Raw genomic sequence first — 21343 nt, 5'->3', positions numbered from 1 at the left:
TTAGTAAAAAGGTTTTTATAATCACAATTCTAATTTTTGCATTTTTAATTGCGGCATTTACGTTTTCCCACAATATGCAGCTTTCAAACTTTCTGGAGCTTGAACAGGCTGACACATTGGATAATGTAGAAAGAGTACAGAATGCCGTTTCAACTGAACAGGGGTATCTTGATTACATAGTACAGGATTGGGCCTGCTGGGATGATACTTATAAATTTATTGAAGATGAGAATCAACAGTATATAAATGTAAACCTTCAAAATCAAACTCTTGCCGGAATCAAAATTAATGTCATGCTTTTTGTGAATGAAGCCGGATCTGTGGTCTATGCAAAATCAATAGATATTGACACTGCAGAGGAAATGCCAGTGCCGGAGGACCTTCTTGATCTGGTAGAAAAGGGAACTCTACTTACAAAAACCGAAAATGACACCATAAGCGGTTTTGTTTTGCTCGAAGAAAACCCTATGTTTGTTTCATGCCATCCTATTCTTACAACAAAGTACCAGGGGCCTATGAAAGGCACTTTGATTTTCGGGAGATTCTTTGACAATGCCCTTCTTGAATACTTCAAAGAAGTTACTCGTTCCTCCCTTTTGATGTACAGGGTCGATGGAGATTTGCCTCCTGATTTCCAGACTAAGTTCAAAAGTTTTTCAGAGAAACCTGACAAAACTATTGTCGAACCTCTTAGTGAAGAGAAGGTAGCCGGCTATTTTGAGTTACAGGATATTTCAGGCAAGCCTGCCCTTATTATGAGAGCGGATTTTCCAAGAGAACTCTATTCACATGGTGAAAGAACCCTGAATAACATGTATTTTTTCCTTTTGCTAACCGGACTTATGACCGGGGCAGGAGTTAAATTTGCGCTTGATAAGCTATTTATCTCAAGGTTAACCGGAATTGACAACTTCGTTACCCGGATCAGGTCGGAGAAGGATCTTTCCAAAAGATTGTCTCTTAAAGACAATGATGAACTTTATCGCCTTTCAAGGGAAATAAACGGGATGTTAAATGACATTTATCTTGCAGAACAGGAATTAAAGGCACAGGAAAGAGAAAAGAAAGTCCTGCTCGACTCCCTGAGCGAGCTGGTTATTTTCGTAGACCCCCAGCTTAAGATTATCTGGGCAAACAAGGCTGCCCTTGAGTGTATGAAGCGGGATCTTCAAAAGACAGTCGGGATATCCCTTAAAGATGCTCCTGGCATAGGTGGCCTGTTATCCGATTACCTGCAGCTTGAGCAAATTTTCGTAACAGGCAATAAAAAATCAGGGGAATTTACTGCACGGGACGGCAGGATCTGGTCTATCCAGGCAATCCCTGTAACCGAAGAGGATGGAACGATTATAGGGGTTCTCGAAATGTGCAGGGATATTACGGAAAAGAAAAGAGCTGAACAGCTGCGGAAGAAAGAGATCAACCATAGAATTAAAAATAACCTGCAGATAGTTTCATCTTTGCTTGATCTTCAAGCCGAAAAGTTCAGTGACAGAAAAGTCATTGAAGCTTTTAAGGAAAGTGAAAGCCGAATTCTGTCGATGTCTCTCATACACCAGGAACTTTACGAATCCGGAAAACTGGACTCCCTTGATTTTTCATCCTATCTTCGCAAACTGATAGCCGATCTTCTTAAATCATACAATACCGAAACTGGCGAAATTCGGGTAAAGCTTGATATCAGCAGCGTTTTCCTTGGGGTTGATACGGCAGTTTCCCTGGGCATCATAATAAACGAGCTATTCACAAATTCTATAAAATATGCTTTTCCAGCGGGGGCAGGTGGGGAAATCGATATTTCCCTGGTCAGAGAAAGATCTACTGAAAATGTAATCGGAAACGAAGTTCCGGACAGAATCCTCCCTGGAAACGCAAGGAAGCTTTCTGAAACGAGTGAAAGTTATAGGCTTATTTATGCAGATAATGGAAGAGGATTTCCCGAAGAACTCGATTTCAAGAACTCGGAAACGCTGGGTTTGCAACTTGTGAATGCTCTTATAGACCAGATAGAGGGCAGCCTCGATCTGGAAAGAGGAAAAGGTGTAAAGTTCATTATAAAGTTCAGAAATGAGATTTAGACAAGCAGCAAATAATGAGATAAAAGGTCCTAATGGGAAATAGTCAGACAAAGAATATGAGCAGGAACTAATTAGACAAAATGAAGATAAAAGTGGTAAATAGTCAGATAAACCGAAGCAGGAGTGGGAAATAATTAGACAGGGGTCGCAAGCAAGAAATAACCGGACTGAGTGCATAAGCCGTAAGTATCCGGAACGAAGGCAAGAGCAGGAAATCTATTAACCAGATAGCAAATATAAATAGGGATCTCCAGACAGTGAAAAAAATAGGGATCTCCAGACAGTGAAAATTTAAATGCAATGCAATTAAATCCAATTTAATTTTAAATATGATATAAGCTCTAAACGCAGATTTAATTGAAGTTTATTTTTTTTCAATTCGTTTCTTGTATTTTTAAGATCTCACTATCCATTTTCGAATTTCCTGAAATATTCATGGTAGAAATTGGAATATTAAATAAGCTGGATTTATAAACTGGGCAATATAATTGATATAAAGTGAATAGGTTCTTTTAGCTACAGAATAAACTGTAAGAAAGGGGTTATGCATATCTCGGATACCTGGGGAAAAATAATCAGCCTCAAGCACAGCAGTATAATATTCTGGGCAGTTATAATAGGCCTGCTTCATATACTTAGCCTTAGTAACAACCTTCTTTTTCATACCCTTATAGAGCTCTTCAGCATAATAGTTGCATATGTCATTTTTCTTCTTGCCTGGGAGTCAAAAACTTTTCTGGAGAACAGGTACATTCTGTTTATAGGAATATCTTACTTTTTCGTTGGTACTCTGGATCTCTTACATACATTATCATATGAAAGTATGGGGATGTTCCTGGGTTTTGGTACAAATCTCCCTACCCAGCTCTGGATAGCTGCAAGATATATGGAAAGCGTCTCTTTTCTGGTAGCTCCCCTGCTTTTAACAAATCACGGTACAGATAATGTAAGAAATTATGTGAGACCTGTAGAGAAATCTATGTTTGCCTGGAGAGTATTTTTTGTATATGCGGTAATTACTCTGATCTGTATACTCTCTATTTTTGTTTTCAGAAACTTTCCTGACAGTTATGTCGAAGGTTCAGGACCAACTGGTTTTGATATTCTAAGCGAGTATATAATATCTTTAATCCTCCTTTGCTCTTTAATTTTCTTATACTTAAGGAGGGACTTTTTTGAAAACAGGATCTTCAAGTTTCTAGCAGCTTCTATAATATTGACAATCCTCTCAGAACTGACCCTTACCACATACATTCGCGTTGATGATTTCTCTTTTGCCCTCGGGCACTACTTCAAACTCCTGTCTTTTTACCTGGTCTACAGGGCTATTGTAGAAATGGGATTTGGAGAGCCTTACAGCTTTTTATTCAGGGAACTGAAGTATAGCGAAGAAGATTTCAGGCAGAAAGCAGCTTTACTCTGGGAAGAGTACAACCGTATGTGCGGAATGATCGGGATAAATAAATATCTCGCTGAGGGCGGGGAAAAGTGGGAAAAGAATGAAGAAAATTATTATTCATTCATTCAAAATCTCCATGGGATCGGGTTCCAGCTTGATGAAAATTTATCATTGATATTTCTACACGGTCCTGTTGAGGAAATGACAGGTTACACAAAACAGGACTTCTTATCCGGAAAGGTTGATTGGAAAGAAACAATCATACCTGAAGACCGTTCTGTGATTTTTGAAAGCAGGAAAAAATTGAGATCAAGTCCGGATTTCGTCATTGAAAGCGAATATCGGATACGTGCCGGAAATGGAGAGATAAAATGGGTCAGAGAGTTCGTACGAAAAATTCCGGATGAATCCCGAGAGTCTGTGAAATTTCAGGGCTCAGTACATGATATTACTCAATATAAAATAGCAGAAGAAGCTTTGAAAAAAATAGAAGGCACGCGGATAAAAGAAATTCATCACCGTATAAAAAATAACCTTCAGGTGATCTCGTCCCTGCTAAGCTTGCAGGCAGAAAAATTCGAAGACAAAGAGGTGCTCGAAGCCTTCAGGGAGAGCCAGAACAGGGTTGCATCCATAGCAATAATTCATGAGGAACTGCATGAAGGTAACAGTATGGATACCCTCGATTTTGCAGACTATCTGCGGAAACTGACCGCAGATCTCTTCAGCTCGTATCAGGTTGGAAACAACCGTATAAGCCTGAAGCTTGAACTTGAGCAGGTTTTTCTCGGCATGGATACTGCAATCCCTCTTGGAATTATTGTAAACGAACTGGTCTCAAACGCTTTGAAGCATGCTTTTCCTGCCGGAAATAAAGGGGAGATCAGTATTTGCCTGCAAGAAACAGAAAAATACACCTCAAAATTAGAAAACTCAGAAACGGGTCTGGGCTGCCAGAGTGAGCCGAAAAATGATTACATCCTGGCTGTGGCTGATAATGGAAGAGGAATTCCCGGGGAGATTGATTTTAAAAATACTGATTCCCTGGGGCTCCAGCTAGTAAATATTCTTGTGGAACAGATCGATGGCTGTATTGAGCTTAAAAGGGACAGGGGAACCGAGTTCGTGATCCGGTTCAGCAGCTCCGGGAAATAAAAATAAAAGTTTAATTAAATAACATTTATTAGCTTATTTATGATATTATTGGTCTATTTATAATATTATTAGTCTAATTATGATCTTATTAGTTTAGTTATAAATATTATTAGCTTACTTATACTATTTATTATCTTACGTAAATTAATATTTATTAGCTTTTTTAAATTTATATTATAGTTTATTTAAATCATTCTGTATTACGTTGTATTACGTTTTTAAATCTATTTAACAGCTTGTTACTGGCTTGTTGCTTGTTACTGGCTTGTTATTTCTCTTCCTGAAGATATTTTTTAAACCATTCTCCAGCCAGATTTGCAACTTCTTCTAACGTGCCCGGTTCTTCAAACAGATGGGTTGCTCCGGGAACAATCTTAAGTTCTTTTTGTCCTGTCTTCAATCGGTCTAATGCCCATTGATTCATCTCTATTACCTGAAAATCCTCCCCACCTACAATAAGCAGTGTTGGTGCCTTTACATCCGGCAGGGCTTTTTCAGCCAGATCGGGTCTTCCTCCCCTGGAGACGACTGCCTTTACAATATTTGCATGCTCTTTTGCAGCTATGAGCGCGGCTGCAGCTCCCGTACTGGCTCCAAAATAACCTATATTGAGCTTTTCGGTATCAGGATTGTTTAAAAGCCAGTTTGTTACATCAACAAGCCGGTTTGCAAGCAGGTCAATATCAAACCTTAGGTGAGCCGTTACCATGTCAATTCTCTCTTCTTCAGCTGTCAGGAGATCGAATAACAGTGTTCCAAGGCCTTCTTTCTGAAGTTCCTGTGCAACATATCGATTCCGAGAGCTAAAACGACTGCTCCCGCTACCATGTGCAAACACAACAATTCCTTTTGTTCCTTCAGGAATAGTGAGATTTCCTTCAAGTGTAATAGAATTGATAGGAATTCGAATTTCATTAGTACTTTTGCTTTTACTCGATAATTCGCTCATGCCAACTCCCCAAAACTTTTACTGTTAATTGCAGATCTGCATGTGAGTAAATATTAAATCGGGTTATTATCTCGCCGGAAGGGCTCTTGCCTTCTCCAGGAGTTCAATGACCTCTTCGTCAGTTGTCTGGCTGAAATCAACATACCAGGCTCCAACCCCATAGAAAGGTTCAGGGGTAGTCACGCATATTACCTCATCTACCTCCTTTCCGAAGAACTCGCATGTATCAGGTGCAGCCGTAGGCACTGCAACCACTACTTTAGCCGGGTTTTTAGTTTTAATGGCAGCTGCGGCTGCACGCATTGTTGCACCTGTGGCAAGCCCGTCATCTATCAAAATAACAGTTGAGCCGCTTATCTCAGGCTTGGGCCTACCCCCACGATAAGTGCTTTCCCTGCGTTCAAGCTCCCTGAGTTCATTCTCAGAAACCATATCAATTACCCGTTCAGGTATCTGAAAAGACCTGACAACGTCTTCATTCAGCACACGGATGTTGTCAGAAGATATCGCTCCCATTGCCAGTTCTTCGTTTCCGGGCACTCCCAGTTTCCGCACTATAAACACATCCATTTTTACATTCAGTTCCTTTGCAACTTCAAATGCCACCGGAACCCCACCACGTGGGAGCGCAAGTATCAACACATCTGAACGGTTTGCATATTTTGAAAGTTCTTTTGCCAGCTTTCTTCCGGCATCCACCCTGTCTTTAAAAAGTGCCATTAGTCCCCTCAACCCCCTGTCGAACTGGATTAATTGATAAGATAAGCCATGTTAATCTATAGTATCTATGTTCAAACCCTTAAACGTATAGAGTATAAACTTTAAGCTTAAAACGTTATATAATTACTCCTTTATCAAAATCGAGGCCAGGAGAAAGTAAGAATTTGAGAACATTTGTTTTCTTTTTCTGTCTACTTTAACCCGATATAATAAAAAATTCTATCAGGCGCTTAAAACTTTTCATGCCAGATTATTTTTTGCTTACAGGCAATTTTTTGAATAATTAATTTAAAATAATTTATGTCCTTAGTATATTCTGGAGTTGGGAAGTGAGCTGGGTATGAAGTAAAAAAGAACTCCTGGAGGCCATTGATCCTGCTCGGAATCGATATATCTGGGGGAGCATATCATCTGGGCTGCTGTATTGGGGGATACGGTAAACGGGATATAGAGCCTTCGGGCTTCTTCTTAATCTCTTTTCTGCAATGCGTTCTGCTCTTCCTTTTCCATCATCTTCCATTATCTTGCAGGTTATTGCAGATCTAAAATCATAATAAGTTTTAGTATTACTCAAGGTTAAAGTCATTTATAAGTCTAATACCTCAAGATTAAAGTCATTTTATAAGTCCAATACCTCAAGGTTAAAGTCACTTTACAAGCCTAAATAACTCAATCTTACGTGAAGCCGATTAACTCTTCAGGCGCTTGAGTGTAATGGGGGTAACTGATCATCTCAGACGTTAGGGAAAACACGTTAAAAATAGATCTCTATGAAGTACTGGTCTGGATAACCATAATCATTTTGCTTTATTTAATTAGTCTTAACAATTACCTCCTCTTTCATACAGTAGTAGAGTTATTTAGCGTCTATGTTGCATATGTGATATTTCTCATAGTCTGGAAATCGAGATCCCGCCTGGAGAACCGGTATCTTATATTTCTTGGAGTTGGCTACTTCTTTGTCGGAAGCATCGACTTTTTGAGCACACTTGCATTCCACGGAATGGGGGTGTTTCCCGGGTTTGATACAAACCTCACCGTTCAGCTACGGACGGTTGCAAGGTCCCTTGAAAGCGCTTCTTTTCTGGTAGCTCCGTTATTTTTAATACTCGCTAGAAAGAGCCAGGAAGGGAACGTCAGAATTCTTGAAAGCGCAACTTTTGCCTGGAAGACCTTTCTCTTATACGCAGTAATTACTGTTACCTGCCTGGTTTCAATCCTTTTTTTCCAGAACTTCCCGGATTCCTATATTCAGGGATCAGGGTTTACTCAATTCACAGTAACAAGCGGATACATAATTTCTTTCATACTTCTCTGCTCACTTTTCCTCCTGTATATAACCAGGGACAGATTTGAAGAAAAAGTTTTCAGGCTGATTTCACTATCGATGGTCCTGACAATCTTTGCGGAATTGTCCTTTGTATTTTATAGTCAAATGGATATGGCTTCAAGCGTTATAAGCCCCATCTTTAAATTGCTGTCTTTTTACCTGATTTATAAAGCAATTGTAGATATCGGATTTGAAGAGCCTTGCAGTTTGCTTTTCAGGGAACTTAAGCACCGTGAAGAGGATTTCAGGCAGAAAGCCGTGTTTCTTGGAGATGAGTACAGTCATATTTGCAGGATGATAGGCAAGAAGTATCTGACTGAACATCAAACTGTTGAGGAGAAAAACAAACGAAAGGACAATCCAGACAGTTATCGTTCCTTCATGCAAAACCTTCAGGGGATCGGATTCCAATTTAGTAAGGACTTTAAACCGATCTTCATACACGGCCCTGTTGAAGATATGACAGGTTATCCGAAACAGGATTTCCTTTCCGGAAAAGTCGACTGGCAGGAAATAATCGTACCTGAAGACCGCTCTGTCACCTTTAAAAACAGGAATAAATTGAGGTTAAACCCCAATTTCATTGTCGAAAGCGAATACAGGGTACGGAGAATAGACGGGGAGATAAAATGGGTCAGGGAAATCATCCAGAGAATTCCTGGGGAATCTGAAAATTCAGAGAAGTTCCAGGGTCTGGTTTATGATATCACTGAACGCAAAATGGCTGAGGAAGCTCTGGAAAGAATAGACCGAATACGGGTAAAAGAAGTCCATCACCGCATAAAAAATAACCTTCAGGTAATCTCGTCCCTCCTCAGCCTGCAGGCCGAAAAATTCGAAGACAAAGAAGTGCTCGAAGCCTTCAGGGAGAGTCAGAATCGGGTTGCATCAATAGCAATGATCCACGAGGAATTGCATGAGAGTGAAAGCACGGATGCCCTCGATTTTTCAGATTACCTGAGAAAGCTAACCGCAGATCTTTTCAGTTCGTACAGGGTGGGAAATAGAAATATAAATCTCAAGCTGAACCTTGAACAGGTTTTCCTGGGCATGGATACTGCAATCCCACTCGGGATTATTGTAAACGAGCTCGTTTCTAATTCCCTGAAGCATGCTTTTCCTGCGGGAAGCGGAGGCGAAATCAACATAAATTTTTGCAGAACCGAAACTTTTGCCGCAAAGTACGGTGTCTCAGGTCCGGATAAAGGCTGTCCGGAGCATACGAATTGTACGAACGGAGAAGAATGTATAGACGGCGAAGATTGTACAAATAATAATAATAATAATAATAATTTCCGCTATATACTTACGGTAACCGATAATGGAAGAGGAATTCCCGAAGAAATTGACTTCCAGACCACCGACTCTCTGGGGCTCCAGCTCGTAAATATTCTTGTGGAACAGATCGATGGCTATATCGAGCTTAAGAGGAACCCGGGAACAGAATACGTTATCTGTTTCAGTAATGAGGGAAAGTAAAATTGAAATCCCCAGGTACAGGCTATAAAAATAACATGATTCGTAGCTTTCCTCTTTTTCAAAAAGTAAGTTTATCTGCGATTGAACGAGGAGATATTATCTAGAAATAAACCGGTATTTAATGCATTGCGTATAAATATTACCACAGGGAGTCTGAAGGTACAATTTATATGTCACCCTCAATGGTAGGAATGAGCTTTATTGTGCTGGGGATACTTTTACTTCTAGGAAAATGGGTAAGGGTAGTTACTCCTTATCTTCAGAGACTTCTCATTCCCAGTTCTTTAATCGGTGGGTTTCTAGCTCTCGTCCTCGGGCCGCAGGTCCTGAGCAACCTGGTTGAATGGTCTGAATATGAGGACACTACACTTGCCCTGCTTTCAGGCGGGATATTTCCTGAAGACATGCTGGTTATATGGGCTGCTCTTCCCGGGCTTTTCATAAATATTATTTTTGCCACACTCTTTCTCGGGAAAAAGCTCCCTGGGATTCGAGAGATCTGGAACATAGCCGGGCCCCAGGTAGCATTTGGCCAGACCGTAGCCTGGGGACAGTACGTTTTCGGAATATTGATAGCTATTCTTATACTGACTCCTTTCTTTGGCATTGATCCGATGGCAGGTGCACTTATTGAGATCGGATTTGAAGGGGGTCACGGGACTGCAGCAGGTCTGGCTTCTACCTTTGAAGAGGTCGGATTCCCTGAAGGAGCAGACCTGTCACTCGGCTTTGCTACTATAGGACTGCTCTTCAGTGTAATTTTCGGAATTGTTCTTTTAAACTATGGTGTAAGAACCGGGAAAACCATTGTTTTGCAGAACCCTGGTGAAATCTCTCTTAAAAAAAGCGAACAGGCAGGAATTGTTGATTTCGATTCAAGGGAGTCAGCAGGCAAAATTACAACGAAACCCGAATCTATCGAACCTCTCTCCCTTCATTTTGCTTATGTTGGAGTTGCTATAGGAATAGGTTATTTTATTCTTCAAGTCCTCCAGCTGATAGAAGAATTGACCTGGGGCAGGATAACTGGCATATATCTTCTGGAGAACATGCCTCTTTTTCCGCTTGCGATGATTGGCGGAATTATTCTCGAGCTGTTTCTTGATAAATTTGATAAGTATAAAACCCTTGATAGAAACCTGATGATGAGGATACAGGGTCTTTCCCTGGATATTTTGATAGTTAGTGCTATTGCAACTCTTTCCCTTAATGTCATAGGGAATAACCTGGGGCCTTTCATTATCCTGAGTATTGTCGGTATTCTCTGGAACGTAGCAGCTTTCCTTTTTCTCGGGCCCAGAATGATACCCTCATACTGGTTTGAAAGAGGCATAGGAGATTTTGGGCAGTCAATGGGTATGACTGCAAGCGGACTCCTGTTGATGAAAATTGCAGACCCTGATAACAAATCTCCTGCGCTTGAGAGCTTTGGGTACAAACAGCTCATGTTTGAGCCAATTGTAGGAGGAGGCCTGTTTACAGCTATATCAGTTCCTCTAATATTCAATTTTGGCCCTATTCCCGTGCTTATTCTGACAACTATTGTTATGTTTTTATGGGTAGGAATGGGACTTTTATATTTTGGCCGAAAGTAACCGATTCTATTTCACTCACTTCAATTAATTCTTTTACCAATTTTAACCATTTTTTTCTTCACTTTAACCGGTTCTGTTTTTCCCTGCTTTAATTAATTCTATTTTTATCCTTCTGACATTATAGCTCATCTTTTCTTTTTTTAAAAGCGTTATGGTATTTATAATATCTAAATCTAATTATTAATAAATCGTTATTTATAGACATGCTTTCACTGACAACATCAGGTACGGAAAGCTATATTCTGGGGAGGGGTCAATATAGCTGAGGAGAACAATGATGGTGAGAATGACAATAAGAATGACAATTCAAAAAATCTCGGAAAAAGCAGGATCTTTACTTCAAAGTCTCTTTTTATCACTCTAATCGGAGCAATTCTTGGAGGGCTTGTTTTCGGGCTTATAGGCTATCTTGCAGAAAACGGGAGCCTTATAATTCCCAGGCTTGAGCCTCTCTTTGCAGCACCTTACGGTTCGGTTACTATCTTTTTTACTATATTTGGCGCAAGCCTTGGCGGAACAATCGCTTCTCTGGCTTCTGCAGATCAGCTCCATCGGGCTGAAGAAGCTAAAAATTCCGGGCCCGGATTAAACATGAACAAATGGTTTGCATGGGGGATTGCGGTCCTGACTGCTGCAATAATCCTCAGTGCTGTGGGATATATCTGGATTCTTTCAGCTGCTTATGGAAACGGATCTGATCAGGAGTCCCGTATAGGATATACCATGAAAAACGTACAGAGAATCCCGGGAGATACGCCTGATCAGGTTGGGGACTCAATGCTTGAGATGTATGCGACTGAGCCTCTTGAAATTCCTGCTGACCCGATTGCAGCCGCGGTATTGGCACCCGTGGCTGCAGCAAGAAACCAGACCCTTGTTTACGGTGCCGGAGGGAACGACCCGGAAAATCTGGATGCCCTTGTTGGGGAATCGTTAACTCTTCTGGGAGACAGCCCTGTCATTGTGGTTATTTCGGCAGAAGAACCTGCCTATGCTCTGCCTGCAGCATATACTGCTGCATATTTCAGAGCTCCTGTAGTCCCTGCTGAAGAAGGGTCCATTCCTCAGAATTTGCAGAATTCACTCGAAAACGGAGAGGAAAAGGTTATTTTCGTGGCTGCCCCGGAAAGGCTCCTTTCAGAGCAGTTTCTTGAAGAACTGGAAGCTTTCGGAGAGGTAAACCGCGTAGCAGACAACAATATTTACAGGCACGCTCTATTGTGGTCAAGAAGTCGCTGGGATAACTTCGGTTGGGGTATGGATGAAAATTACCATTTCGATGCGTACTATAATTTCGTACTGGCAAACCCTGAGACCCCGGAGTTTGCTGCAGCCGCTCTGCCTCTAGCTTATCAGGGCAATTACGGGCCATTGCTTTACACTCAAAGCGGAGACCTGAACGATTATGTTGACCAGTATTTCTGGGGGCTTTCTCCTGATTATTTTGCCTTCCCTTCAGATGGTCCTTTTATGAATGTAAGGGCTGTGGGAGATCCGGAGAGTTTAAGTTATAATGCCCAGGCAAGAGCTGACCTTGCACTGGAAGTTCGTTCCTTTAAGAACCAGGTCGCCGGAGCAAGCGGGCTTGCCCTTCTCGGATGGTCCTGGTTTTTTATAGGGTTCTTCGGAGCTATCTGGGCTCTTTTTATTATGCCGAAACGCCTGCCTTACAGCTCTTTTTATCCCCGGATTTACTGGCCTATGGCAATACTGGTATTCGGGCCTGCAGGTATTCTGGCTTTCCTTATGGCTTATCATGAAAGGCCTGTGATGTCCATGGGACAGATGACAAAATTCAAGCGCCCTCCGTGGGCAAGGGCTCTATCGGCAACGATTATGAGCACTGGAGTAGGGATGGCGCTGATGATTGCTTCTATGTACCTGTTCCAGTTTTCTGGCCTGCCGCTCTTAAGGACTTTTGAATTTACCCAGCTGTACTGGTTAGGCTCTCCGATGACAACTATAATGTGGCTGATAATGGTTATCCCTGCAATTATCGTCTCCTCTTTATTTTACATGGGACCGATGATGGCTGATATGCGTCAGAAAAAATACTGGGAAGGAGTAAAGCATGCTTTTCCCATAGTCGTCCTTTCCATGGTCAGTGCTTCTATAGGGATGTTCGTCACTGCATGGTATGTTATGAACTGGAGGGGCTGGATGAGCGGGGAAGACCTCTGGCTCTGGGTAACTCCTTTATGGATTTCTGCGGCTGCAGGCCTTTTTGCTGCCCTTATCCCCAATTACTTTATGGTTAAAGCCGGTTGGAAGGAGGGAGAGATGTGATAAAGCCTCTGTATACTCTTCTTACGGTTGCTGTTTTTGCAATTCTTCTGGTTCTTGGATACGTATTACTATGGGAACCTCAGGGAAAGCCTCTTGATGTAAGTACAACTCAAAATGAGGACTTACTTGAGCTGACTGGCAGTACTGCCAGGCTTTCCGGTGAAAACCATATTCAGACTGCTACTGCTTACTCTCAGGCAATCTATGCTGCTGCCCAGGACAAAGATAGGCCCGGTGCAGTTGTCCTTATAAGGGACGATGACCCAGCAACTGCACTCGCTACGACACGTCTGCAGCATTTCCCGGTTAATGCGCCTATGCTTTTTGTTACTGATAACGGTACCGTACTGCCGGAAGAGTCTAGGAAAGAGCTCGAAAGGTTAGGGCCGGAGGGGGTTATGATGGATAATAACGTGCAGGTATATATTGTCGGGGATATTGACAGGAGCGTAGTGGACGAGGTCGAAAAACTCAAACTGAAAACCCGCATAATATATGCATCAAATCCGGTTGAGTTTACAGAAGTCCTGGACGAATACATTTCAGTACTGGAGTCAAACCACAGGCAGATTGTTTTTATAGCTTCTACCGATGCTCTTGAGTATGCATATCCTGCCGCGAACTGGAATGCCCACATGGGAGACGCTTTTGCTTATGTAACCCCGGAAGGGGTGCCTGAAGAGACAAGGAGAATTCTTGAAAGGCGCTGGCCTTATTATCCTTACATCTACGTATTTGCTCCCTCTTCCGTTGTCGATGATGAGATAATGGCAGAACTTTCGCAGTACGGGCACGTCCAGCGCATCCCGGGAAGTACACCCCAGGAAATGGCAGTAAGGTGGGCCGGATATAAAGACAGCGGGCACAGAACCTCGTGGCTTGTTGGCTACAGGTCCCGTAGCGTCGGATGGGGCTATGCGGAACCCGGGCATAACCTTCTTCTGGCAAGCCCTGAAGACTGGAGGGTTACAGTTCCAAGCGGAGTACTGTCCCATATGGGAAAACATGGCTTCCTTATCCTGACAGAGCCAAGCGGGAAGCTGTCGGATGCTGCGCGTTCTTACCTGCAGGTTATTAAACCCGAACCCACATATCCCAGCCAGCAGGTATTCAATTTTGCCTGGATTCTTGGCAGAGATATAAACAATGAGACGGTTAGGGAACTCGATGAGTTACTCAGAGTTTCTTCCCCGGACCGCGGGCACAGCAGCAGTTTGACAGGCACGGAAAACAGGACCGACGATTTTGCCGGTATGGTTAATCATAATGACAATTTATCCGGTGAAAAGAAATGGTTAGAGTTCCAGTGATGCTTTGCCTGGAGCTCTTTAATTTTCTTTCCCTGAAGTCTCTCCCTCAAAGGTGACTTTAATAAGGACTCAATACTCTCCCTTGGCTGTCCATCCAAGATCTTTCATTTTCGCAAAATCGTTTTCTCTTACCTTAGCAGTATAAAAAAAACCGTCACCGGAATAATAAAGGTCACAGCCTTCAACTCTTTTTACATCGAATACTTCTATATTATATACGGTTCCATAATAAGCGATTATCAGTTCTGGCTGAGAGGGAGCTTTAATAAACCGGATGTTTCCTTCTTCGTACCACTGGTCCCATGGAGTCTTTCCTTCAGGTATCCGATATTTTATCTCTGTAAGGTTTCCTTCGGCTTCTTCCTTAAGATTTCCTTCTGTCCAGGTAGTGTTCTCAAAATCCTCAGGTGCTTTTTCGACAGGTTTCTGGGCAAATTCGTCCCATTCTCCATCGATTATGGCAGATGTTATATTCCTGTCTGAGATAGTGATTTCAATCCTGTGGGGAGTGAGAGCCTCAGTCACGATCTGGCCTGTCCGGTTCCCGTAGCCCCCGTGCCTGCTTGTAAACGTATAGGTTAGAAAATGCTGTTCGGGAATTGCGTCCAGAACCTCATGGTCTTCCAGCTTCAGATCAAAGCCATCGAAACTGTATGTGGGCGCGTTTTCTATCCAGGCAGCGGCTATTTTTTCGGCTTCTTCAGGTGAAGTGGATACGGCGTAAGCCCGAAGCTCGAGCAGTGCCGAATCGATCTCCTGAAGTCCTTCAGGCATGTATTCTGAATAGTAAGGGTCCACAGTTACGGTTTTTGCCCGGTTTTCCTCAGTGAGGCTTATTTCCACTATCCCGACATCCGTAACTACAGGCTGCCCTTCTTGTGGAGTATAGCGGTCCTGCATCTCAAAAAATCCGTTTCTCTCAAACAGGCCAACAAGCTCTTCGAAATCGGTCTCATTGAAAGGTTTCTCATATACTTGCTTGAATCTCCCTTCCATGTCCGATGTCGTAAACACGACACTCGTGCTATTTACTGTCAACTCCTGTAGCTGCATTTCCGGAACCGTAAATCCCCCGTAGGTTTTGTGGGTTATTGTTGCATCCTCTGAGGTTCCTGATTGTCCTTCAGTACATCCGGCTGAGAAAGTTAACAGGATTATAAGTAGCATGATAATCATTCTATTAATCGAAATCCCCTCCTTCTTTACCCCTTTAAGGCGTACTGCCTTCGAACTTTTAATTAGAACTGAGCCTTTTCTGTATTATTGTGTCTTTCTTCAATTTGTTTTTTTTGTTTGGTCAATATATTACTTATTTTATGGTCTTTTTTAATTCATTTTATAATTCTTTTTAATTTGTTTTGTAAGCTTCCTCAGTTACTTTGTATTACTTTTAAATCGTCTTATAAGCTTTCTCAGTTATTTTATAATTCTTCTAACTTATTTGGATTTTCCTGGGTTATCTGGATTTTCCTGGGTCATTTGGGTCTTCCTGGGTCATTTGGATCTTCCTACTCTCATAGGCATAATTATTTAATTTCAGGCCGCCAGTAAGCATTTGGATAATCCTGTAAACTCCCTTTTAATGTCTAATCTCAAAATGTCCGTTTTAATAAATTTTGCTTGAGGTAGCTCTATGAAACGCAACACAAAGGAATGGAAAGAGAAAAGGGCCGAATTCCTCAAAGGCAAGACCTGTGCGTGGTGCGGGTCTTCCGGTTCCCTGTGTATTCATATTCCCAGGGCTTTTTCTCCTGCTCAGGTCAGCTCCGAGATTTACAGTGCTGCATATGCCAGGTTCAGGGAGGTTTACAGACAGAAGTACCAGAAGTTTGACTGCATCCCAACCGGAAAACACCGCCATAAAAGTCACCCGACATGGCACAAAGCCTCAACTGTACATAAAATCGAACCTGACCATACTGACCTGGAGGAACAATTTATTGAGTTTCTTCTTGAAGACTCGGGAGAAGGCAACTTCAAAAAGCTCTATCATGAATGGCTTGAAGAAACTGGGATTAAAGCATTGATTGAGGAAGAAGTTAAAAAAGCAGAGGAAGAATGCGAGTCTCTGACAAATGCAGTCGTACTCTGCAAACGCTGCCATTTTGCAAGTCTCAGGGGTATGAATCTCTGCCCTGAATGCAGGAATAAATACAAGTCCGTAAACTATGAAACCTGTTTTGAATGCCTGCCTGAAGAAAAAAAGGCGGAATTCCGGGCAAGACAAAGCTGATAGGTTTCCGGATAATTCAGAGATTCCCTATAAATCTTTCTTTTGAATCCTGAGGTTCTAAAAAAACCTTTTTTCACAAAAGGACCCAGCCGCTTCCTCCACATGCCCTGCATGTTCCAATTTCAAGACTTCCGGACCCGTTACAGAGAGGACACGCTATTGCAGGCTGGGCAACGAGTACATCCCCCTGTCCCCCGCAAACCTCACAAATTCCGCCATTAGCATGTCCGGTCCCATTACAAAGAGAGCACTTTTCCGGAGCATATTCGGTGTCTATATAGGTATGGAGCATCTTATCACCTTCGAAGGTAAGATTATCGAAATATTGTCTGAAAAATCCTTTTGATATATACTTTCGGCTTTCTGGGTTAAAAGAGCTTTCAAAAAGATAAAAAGGAAAAGATTATAACTTAATTGCCGGTTTTTCTTTTCTTTCAGCAGATACAGGCTTTCGGATTTGTATTCTTAAAATCTTTTAAAAGAGCTTTACAGTGCTGCAAAAATTCGATTCTCAAAACTAATTAAAAATCTTTCTCTACAAGTTTCTTTTTTTTAGTCATCAGTCTCAGCAATACCTTTTGGCTCCGGAGGATATCTTCTCGGGAGTTTCAGGCTATTTGCCAGCTTTATATCCCGGAATACAAAGAAAAACTTTTGCAAAAAAACCTTCCTTTTTTGTCCTCTCTTTATAATATTTATCTATAAATTTCTACTTAATAACATAAAATATTACTTTTAGTGATTCCGGTAGTTTTAAGTAACATCAAAAAAATAATATTAATTAGAGGAGAGGTTTTGGAGCTGTGTCTGGGGGCGCAGGCTTTGAAACGGATGTCTCCTGAAATTTAGGGAGTTGAACTATGGCAGATAGGGATAATCCGGATTTTTTGTCAGCAGGCACGATAAAAGGGGATAAGATCGTCAACAGGGCAGGAGAGGATCTTGGGAAGATTGAAGAATTAATGGTTGACCTTCAGGACGGAAGAGTAGCATATGCCGTACTGTCTTTTGGGGGATTCCTGGGTCTGGGCGGCAAATACTTTGCTATTCCCTGGCAGGCTCTTACACTGAGACCGCACGAGCACGCCTTCTTACTTGACATTCCTAAAGAAACTCTGGAAAAGGCAGAAGGTTTTGAAAAGGACAGATGGCCTTTAAATCGTCAGGAACTCTCCAGAACCTATACCTACTACGGGTACCAGCCTTACTGGCAGATAGCAATGGCGGGAGAAACCGAATCGGAAAGGATGGCCCGGACAGAAACTATGGCAGGTAGGGATAACCCGGATTTTTTGTCAGCAAGCACGATAAAAAAAGATAAGGTTGTTAACCGAGCCGGAGAAGATCTTGGGAAGATTGAAGAACTAATGGTTGACCTTCAGGACGGAAGAGTAGCATATGCCGTACTGTCTTTTGGGGGATTCCTGGGCATGGGCGGCAAATTCTTTGCTATCCCCTGGCAGGCTCTTTCATTACGGCTGCACGATCACGCTTTCTTACTTGATGTTCCCAAGGATGTACTGGAAAAAGCAGAAGGTTTTGATAAGGACCACTGGCCTGTAACCAACCGCGAATGGCTTGCTACTATGTACAGCTATTATGGATACCAGCCTTACTGGCAGACAAAGAGTATAGAAAGTCGACCGGGCAATATCTGAACCCTTAGTCATTCAGACAGACGCGGGTATCAATTACTGGCAAATAGGGAGGTTGGAACTAACTTAATCGGGGGAGAGATTTTGAAAGTTATGCCTGGGAGTGCAGGCTTTAAAACACGTGTCTCCTGCGTTTGGAGGAGCTAGAAGATAATGGCAGGTAGAGACAATCCGGATTTTTTGTCAGCAGGTACGCTAAAAGGGAATAAGGTTGTCAATAAGGCCGGAGAGGATATCGGGAAGATTGAAAAATTAATGATTGATCTTGCAGAAGGAAGAGTAGCGTATGCCGTGTTGTCTTTTGGTGGAATCCTGTATAAGGGAGATAAGCTATTTGCTATTCCCTGGCAGGTTCTTACGCCAAGGCCGCAAGAGCACACTTTCGTTCTTGACATCTCCAGGGAGGTTCTGGAAAAAGCAGAAGGTTTTGAAAAGGACAGGTGGCCTTTAACTCGCGAGGAGCTTTCCGGCAACTACACTTACTATGGACACCGGCCTTACTGGCAAACCGTAATGGCAGAACAAACCGGATTGCCCGGAGAGACTGAATCTGAAAGAATGTCCCGACTGGGAAGAACATCAGGTAGAAAATATCCTGATTTTTTGCCAGCAGACACGATAGAAGGGGAAAAGGTCGTCAGTATTGCTGGAGAGGATATTGGGAAGATTGAGGAGTTAATAATTGACCTCCAGGCTGGAAGAGTGGCATATGCCTTACTTTCTTTTGGCGAGCTCCCAGTTATAGGCGGCCAATTCTTTGCTATCCCCTGGCAGGCTCTTCAAGTAAAATTTCACGAGCATGCCTTCTTACTTAACATTCCTAAATGGACTATTGAAAAAGCAGAAGGCTTTGACAAAGATAACCGGCCTGCAACTACCCGTGAGTGGCTTTCCGCTGTATATAGCTACTATGGATACGAGCCTTACTGGCAAACACCGAGGCTATAAAGTTGTCGTCGATATCTGAGCCTTAATCGGGCAAACAGAACAGGTATCACTGTCAGATCGGGTGCTGGAATAAACTTATCGGGGGAAATATTAGAAGTTCTACCTGGAATACAGGCATCTAAATAAATAATTGCAAATTTAGGGAGTTGGAATTATGGCAGATAGAAATAATCCAGACTTTTTGTCAGCAAGCACGTTAAAAGGGGATAAGGTCGTCAACGCAGCTGGAGACGACCTCGGAAAGATTGAAGAGTTAATGATTGACCTTCGTGATGGAAGGCTAGCGTATGCCGTAATGTCTTTTGGCGGATTTCTGGGTATGGGCGACAAATTTTTTGCTATTCCCTGGCAGGCTTTCGGATTGAAACTTCACGACCATGCTTTTGTCCTTGATGTTCCTAAAGAAACTCTTGAGAAAGCCGAGGGTTTTGATAAGGATAACTGGCCTATAACTTCCCGTGAGTGGCTTTCTACGGTATACAGCTACTATGGATACCAGCCCTACTGGCAGACGGGAGTGGCAGCAAGAATGCCTGAAGAAGCCGAGTCACAGAGGATGGCCCGGACGACAGGAAGAAGAACATCGGGAGAGAGGGAGAATCCGGATTTCTTGTCAGCAGGCACGATAAAAGGGGATAAGGTCGTCAGTACGACTGGAGATGAAATTGGGAAGATTGAAGAGTTTATGATTGATCTCCAGAACGGAAAAGTAGGATATGTCGCAATCTCACACGGCGGATTCCTGGGTATAGGCAGTAAATTGTTTGCTATTCCCTGGGATGCTCTTACACTGAGAGTGCATGAGCACGCCTTCGCTCTTAATGTTTCTAAAGAGACTCTCGATAAGGCTGAGGGCTTTGACAAGGATAACTGGCCTTTAACTCGTGAAGAACTCTCCAGGACCTACTCCTACTATGGATACGAGCCTTACTGGCTGACAGGAGCAGTAGCAGGGGCTGCAGCAGCAGGAGTGTCCAGAGGGACAGAAGCAGAAAGGATGGCACGGATGGAAAGGGAGCCACGGGAGCCGACGGAAGTAGTAGAAGAAAGAGTTATCCCAACAGAAACAGGAGAAGAGATAAGGGGTCGGCAGGAAATAGAAAGGCTTGAAGGCTTAAAAGGAACACAGGAAGAGAAAATCTCGCAGCTAGAAAAACAGCGGATGGAAGCACAGAAGAAAGCGGAAGCTGAGAGAGATAGGCTGGCACAGCTGGAAAGAGAACGGATAGAAGCAGAAAGGCAGGCACAGACCGAGAGAGAAAGACTGCTACAGCTGGAAAAAGAGCTGCAGGAAGCAAGAAGGAAGGAAGAGACAGAAAAAGTAGCCAGGCTCGAAGAAGAACTGATGATAGTACAGACTCATGAACAAACCCATAAAGAAAAACTATCTGAACTGGAAAGAGCGTGTACTGAGGCACAAAGACAGGCAGGGGTTGAAAAGGAGACTCTAGCCAGATTGGAACAAGAAAGAATAGAGGCAGAAAGGTTGGCAAGTACACAGAGAGAAAGGCTTGCCCAGCTGGAAAAAGAGCGGATGGAAGTACCGACGCGGGTAGAAACCGGGTTGGAAAGAGCGATGCCGGACTTTTTGTCGGCAAGCACGATAAAAACGGATAGGGTCATCAATACTGCGGGAGAAGACCTTGGAAGAATTGAAGAATTAATGATTGATCTCGAAGACGGTAGAGTAGCATATGCCATAATGTCTTTTGGTGGATTCCTGGGTATGGCCGATAAACGGTTTGCTATTCCCTGGCAGGCTCTTTCGCCAAGGCCGCAAGAGCACGCCTTTGTCCTTGATATTTCCAGGGACGTTCTGGAAAGGGCAGAGGGCTTTGATAAGGACAACTGGCCTTTAACTCGCGAGGAGCTTTCCGGCAACTACACTTACTACGGATACCAGCCTTACTGGCAGAGAGGAGTGGCAGCAGGAGTATCCAGAGAGACCGAACCACAGAGGACGACTCGCACTGAGAAAAGAGGGCAACTGGATACGGCAGAGGAAGTAATGGCCCGGCAGGAAAAAGAACGGATAGAAAGTATGGAAAAGACAGAAAGTGATAAAGAAAGACGGGAACGGCTGGAAAAAGAAAAAGTGATAGCAGAGAGGCGGGAGCACAAATACAAGTGATAGCCAGTAAGGGAGACATTTTGCATGCCTCCCCGGAATAAATTGGATTTAGGGTAAAAGTGTAAGCCAGGACTA

The 21343-nt window shown here is 42.8% G+C and carries 14 protein-coding genes; 10 read left to right on the top strand and 4 right to left on the bottom strand.

Features of this window, described 5'->3' with window-relative positions:
- The first annotated feature begins 74 nt into the window (after window positions 1-74).
- Together ACPK8D_RS08445 and ACPK8D_RS08440 are read left to right on the top strand one after the other, a co-directional pair.
- Window positions 75-2078, top strand: coding sequence for a CHASE4 domain-containing protein (locus ACPK8D_RS08445; protein WP_424717408.1), 2004 nt, complete (start codon window positions 75-77; stop codon window positions 2076-2078).
- A 544-nt stretch (window positions 2079-2622) separates the two neighbouring features.
- Complete coding sequence (locus tag ACPK8D_RS08440) at window positions 2623-4632, top strand: MASE3 domain-containing protein (protein ID WP_424717407.1); 2010 nt, start codon at window positions 2623-2625, stop codon at window positions 4630-4632.
- A 268-nt stretch (window positions 4633-4900) separates the two neighbouring features.
- Here the strand turns inward: ACPK8D_RS08440 and ACPK8D_RS08435 are convergent, their stop codons facing one another.
- Window positions 4901-5581, bottom strand: coding sequence for a dienelactone hydrolase family protein (locus ACPK8D_RS08435; RefSeq protein WP_424717406.1), 681 nt, complete (start codon window positions 5579-5581; stop codon window positions 4901-4903).
- Window positions 5582-5647: 66 nt separating this feature from the next.
- Entirely contained in the window at window positions 5648-6301 is a 654-nt protein-coding gene (locus tag ACPK8D_RS08430; RefSeq protein WP_424717405.1) for a phosphoribosyltransferase, read from the bottom strand.
- Window positions 6302-7025: 724 nt separating this feature from the next.
- Here ACPK8D_RS08430 and ACPK8D_RS08425 point away from each other — a divergent pair.
- The 4 genes from ACPK8D_RS08425 (at window position 7026) to ACPK8D_RS08410 (ending at window position 14301) form a co-directional block, all read left to right on the top strand.
- Window positions 7026-9110 carry an MASE3 domain-containing protein gene (locus ACPK8D_RS08425; RefSeq protein ID WP_424717426.1) on the top strand — a complete coding sequence of 695 codons (2085 nt, stop codon included), beginning with the start codon at window positions 7026-7028 and terminating at the stop codon, window positions 9108-9110.
- A 170-nt stretch (window positions 9111-9280) separates the two neighbouring features.
- Entirely contained in the window at window positions 9281-10705 is a 1425-nt protein-coding gene (locus ACPK8D_RS08420) for a sodium/glutamate symporter (protein ID WP_424717404.1), read from the top strand.
- A 591-nt stretch (window positions 10706-11296) separates the two neighbouring features.
- Window positions 11297-12991 carry a DUF4396 domain-containing protein gene (locus ACPK8D_RS08415; RefSeq protein WP_424717403.1) on the top strand — a complete coding sequence of 565 codons (1695 nt, stop codon included), beginning with the start codon at window positions 11297-11299 and terminating at the stop codon, window positions 12989-12991.
- Window positions 12988-14301: a cell wall-binding repeat 2 family protein gene (locus ACPK8D_RS08410; protein WP_424717402.1), complete on the top strand. Its 1314-nt coding sequence runs from the start codon at window positions 12988-12990 to the stop codon at window positions 14299-14301. Before ACPK8D_RS08415 ends, ACPK8D_RS08410 begins: the two co-directional genes overlap by 4 nt.
- 69 nt (window positions 14302-14370) lie before the next feature.
- Here ACPK8D_RS08410 and ACPK8D_RS08405 read toward each other — a convergent pair whose 3' ends face one another.
- A complete protein-coding gene (locus tag ACPK8D_RS08405) occupies window positions 14371-15477 on the bottom strand; it encodes a hypothetical protein (RefSeq protein ID WP_424717401.1) in 1107 nt (368 codons plus the stop codon).
- Between the two features lie 457 nt (window positions 15478-15934).
- Here ACPK8D_RS08405 and ACPK8D_RS08400 point away from each other — a divergent pair, with 457 nt between their 5' ends.
- The gene (locus ACPK8D_RS08400; protein ID WP_424717400.1) at window positions 15935-16534 is read left to right on the top strand and encodes a hypothetical protein; all 600 of its coding nucleotides are present in this window, start codon (window positions 15935-15937) and stop codon (window positions 16532-16534) included.
- Between the two features lie 73 nt (window positions 16535-16607).
- On the opposite strand, the gene ACPK8D_RS08395 is transcribed toward ACPK8D_RS08400, so the two are convergent.
- Window positions 16608-16826: a transcriptional regulator gene (locus ACPK8D_RS08395; protein WP_424717399.1), complete on the bottom strand. Its 219-nt coding sequence runs from the start codon at window positions 16824-16826 to the stop codon at window positions 16608-16610.
- A gap of 568 nt (window positions 16827-17394) precedes the next feature.
- Here ACPK8D_RS08395 and ACPK8D_RS08390 point away from each other — a divergent pair.
- The 3 genes from ACPK8D_RS08390 to ACPK8D_RS08380 all read left to right on the top strand — a co-directional run bounded on the left by ACPK8D_RS08390 (window position 17395) and on the right by ACPK8D_RS08380 (window position 21268).
- Window positions 17395-18192: a PRC-barrel domain-containing protein gene (locus ACPK8D_RS08390; RefSeq protein WP_424717398.1), complete on the top strand. Its 798-nt coding sequence runs from the start codon at window positions 17395-17397 to the stop codon at window positions 18190-18192.
- Between the two features lie 150 nt (window positions 18193-18342).
- Entirely contained in the window at window positions 18343-19137 is a 795-nt protein-coding gene (locus ACPK8D_RS08385; RefSeq protein ID WP_424717397.1) for a PRC-barrel domain-containing protein, read from the top strand.
- A 154-nt stretch (window positions 19138-19291) separates the two neighbouring features.
- Window positions 19292-21268: a PRC-barrel domain-containing protein gene (locus ACPK8D_RS08380; protein ID WP_424717396.1), complete on the top strand. Its 1977-nt coding sequence runs from the start codon at window positions 19292-19294 to the stop codon at window positions 21266-21268.
- The last annotated feature ends 75 nt before the right edge of the window (window positions 21269-21343 follow it).

Source organism: Methanosarcina sp. (genome assembly GCF_049706645.1).
Taxonomy (GTDB): domain Archaea; phylum Halobacteriota; class Methanosarcinia; order Methanosarcinales; family Methanosarcinaceae; genus Methanosarcina.
Note: the sequence above shows the minus strand (reverse complement) of the source record. Positions and strands in the feature narration are given on the sequence as shown.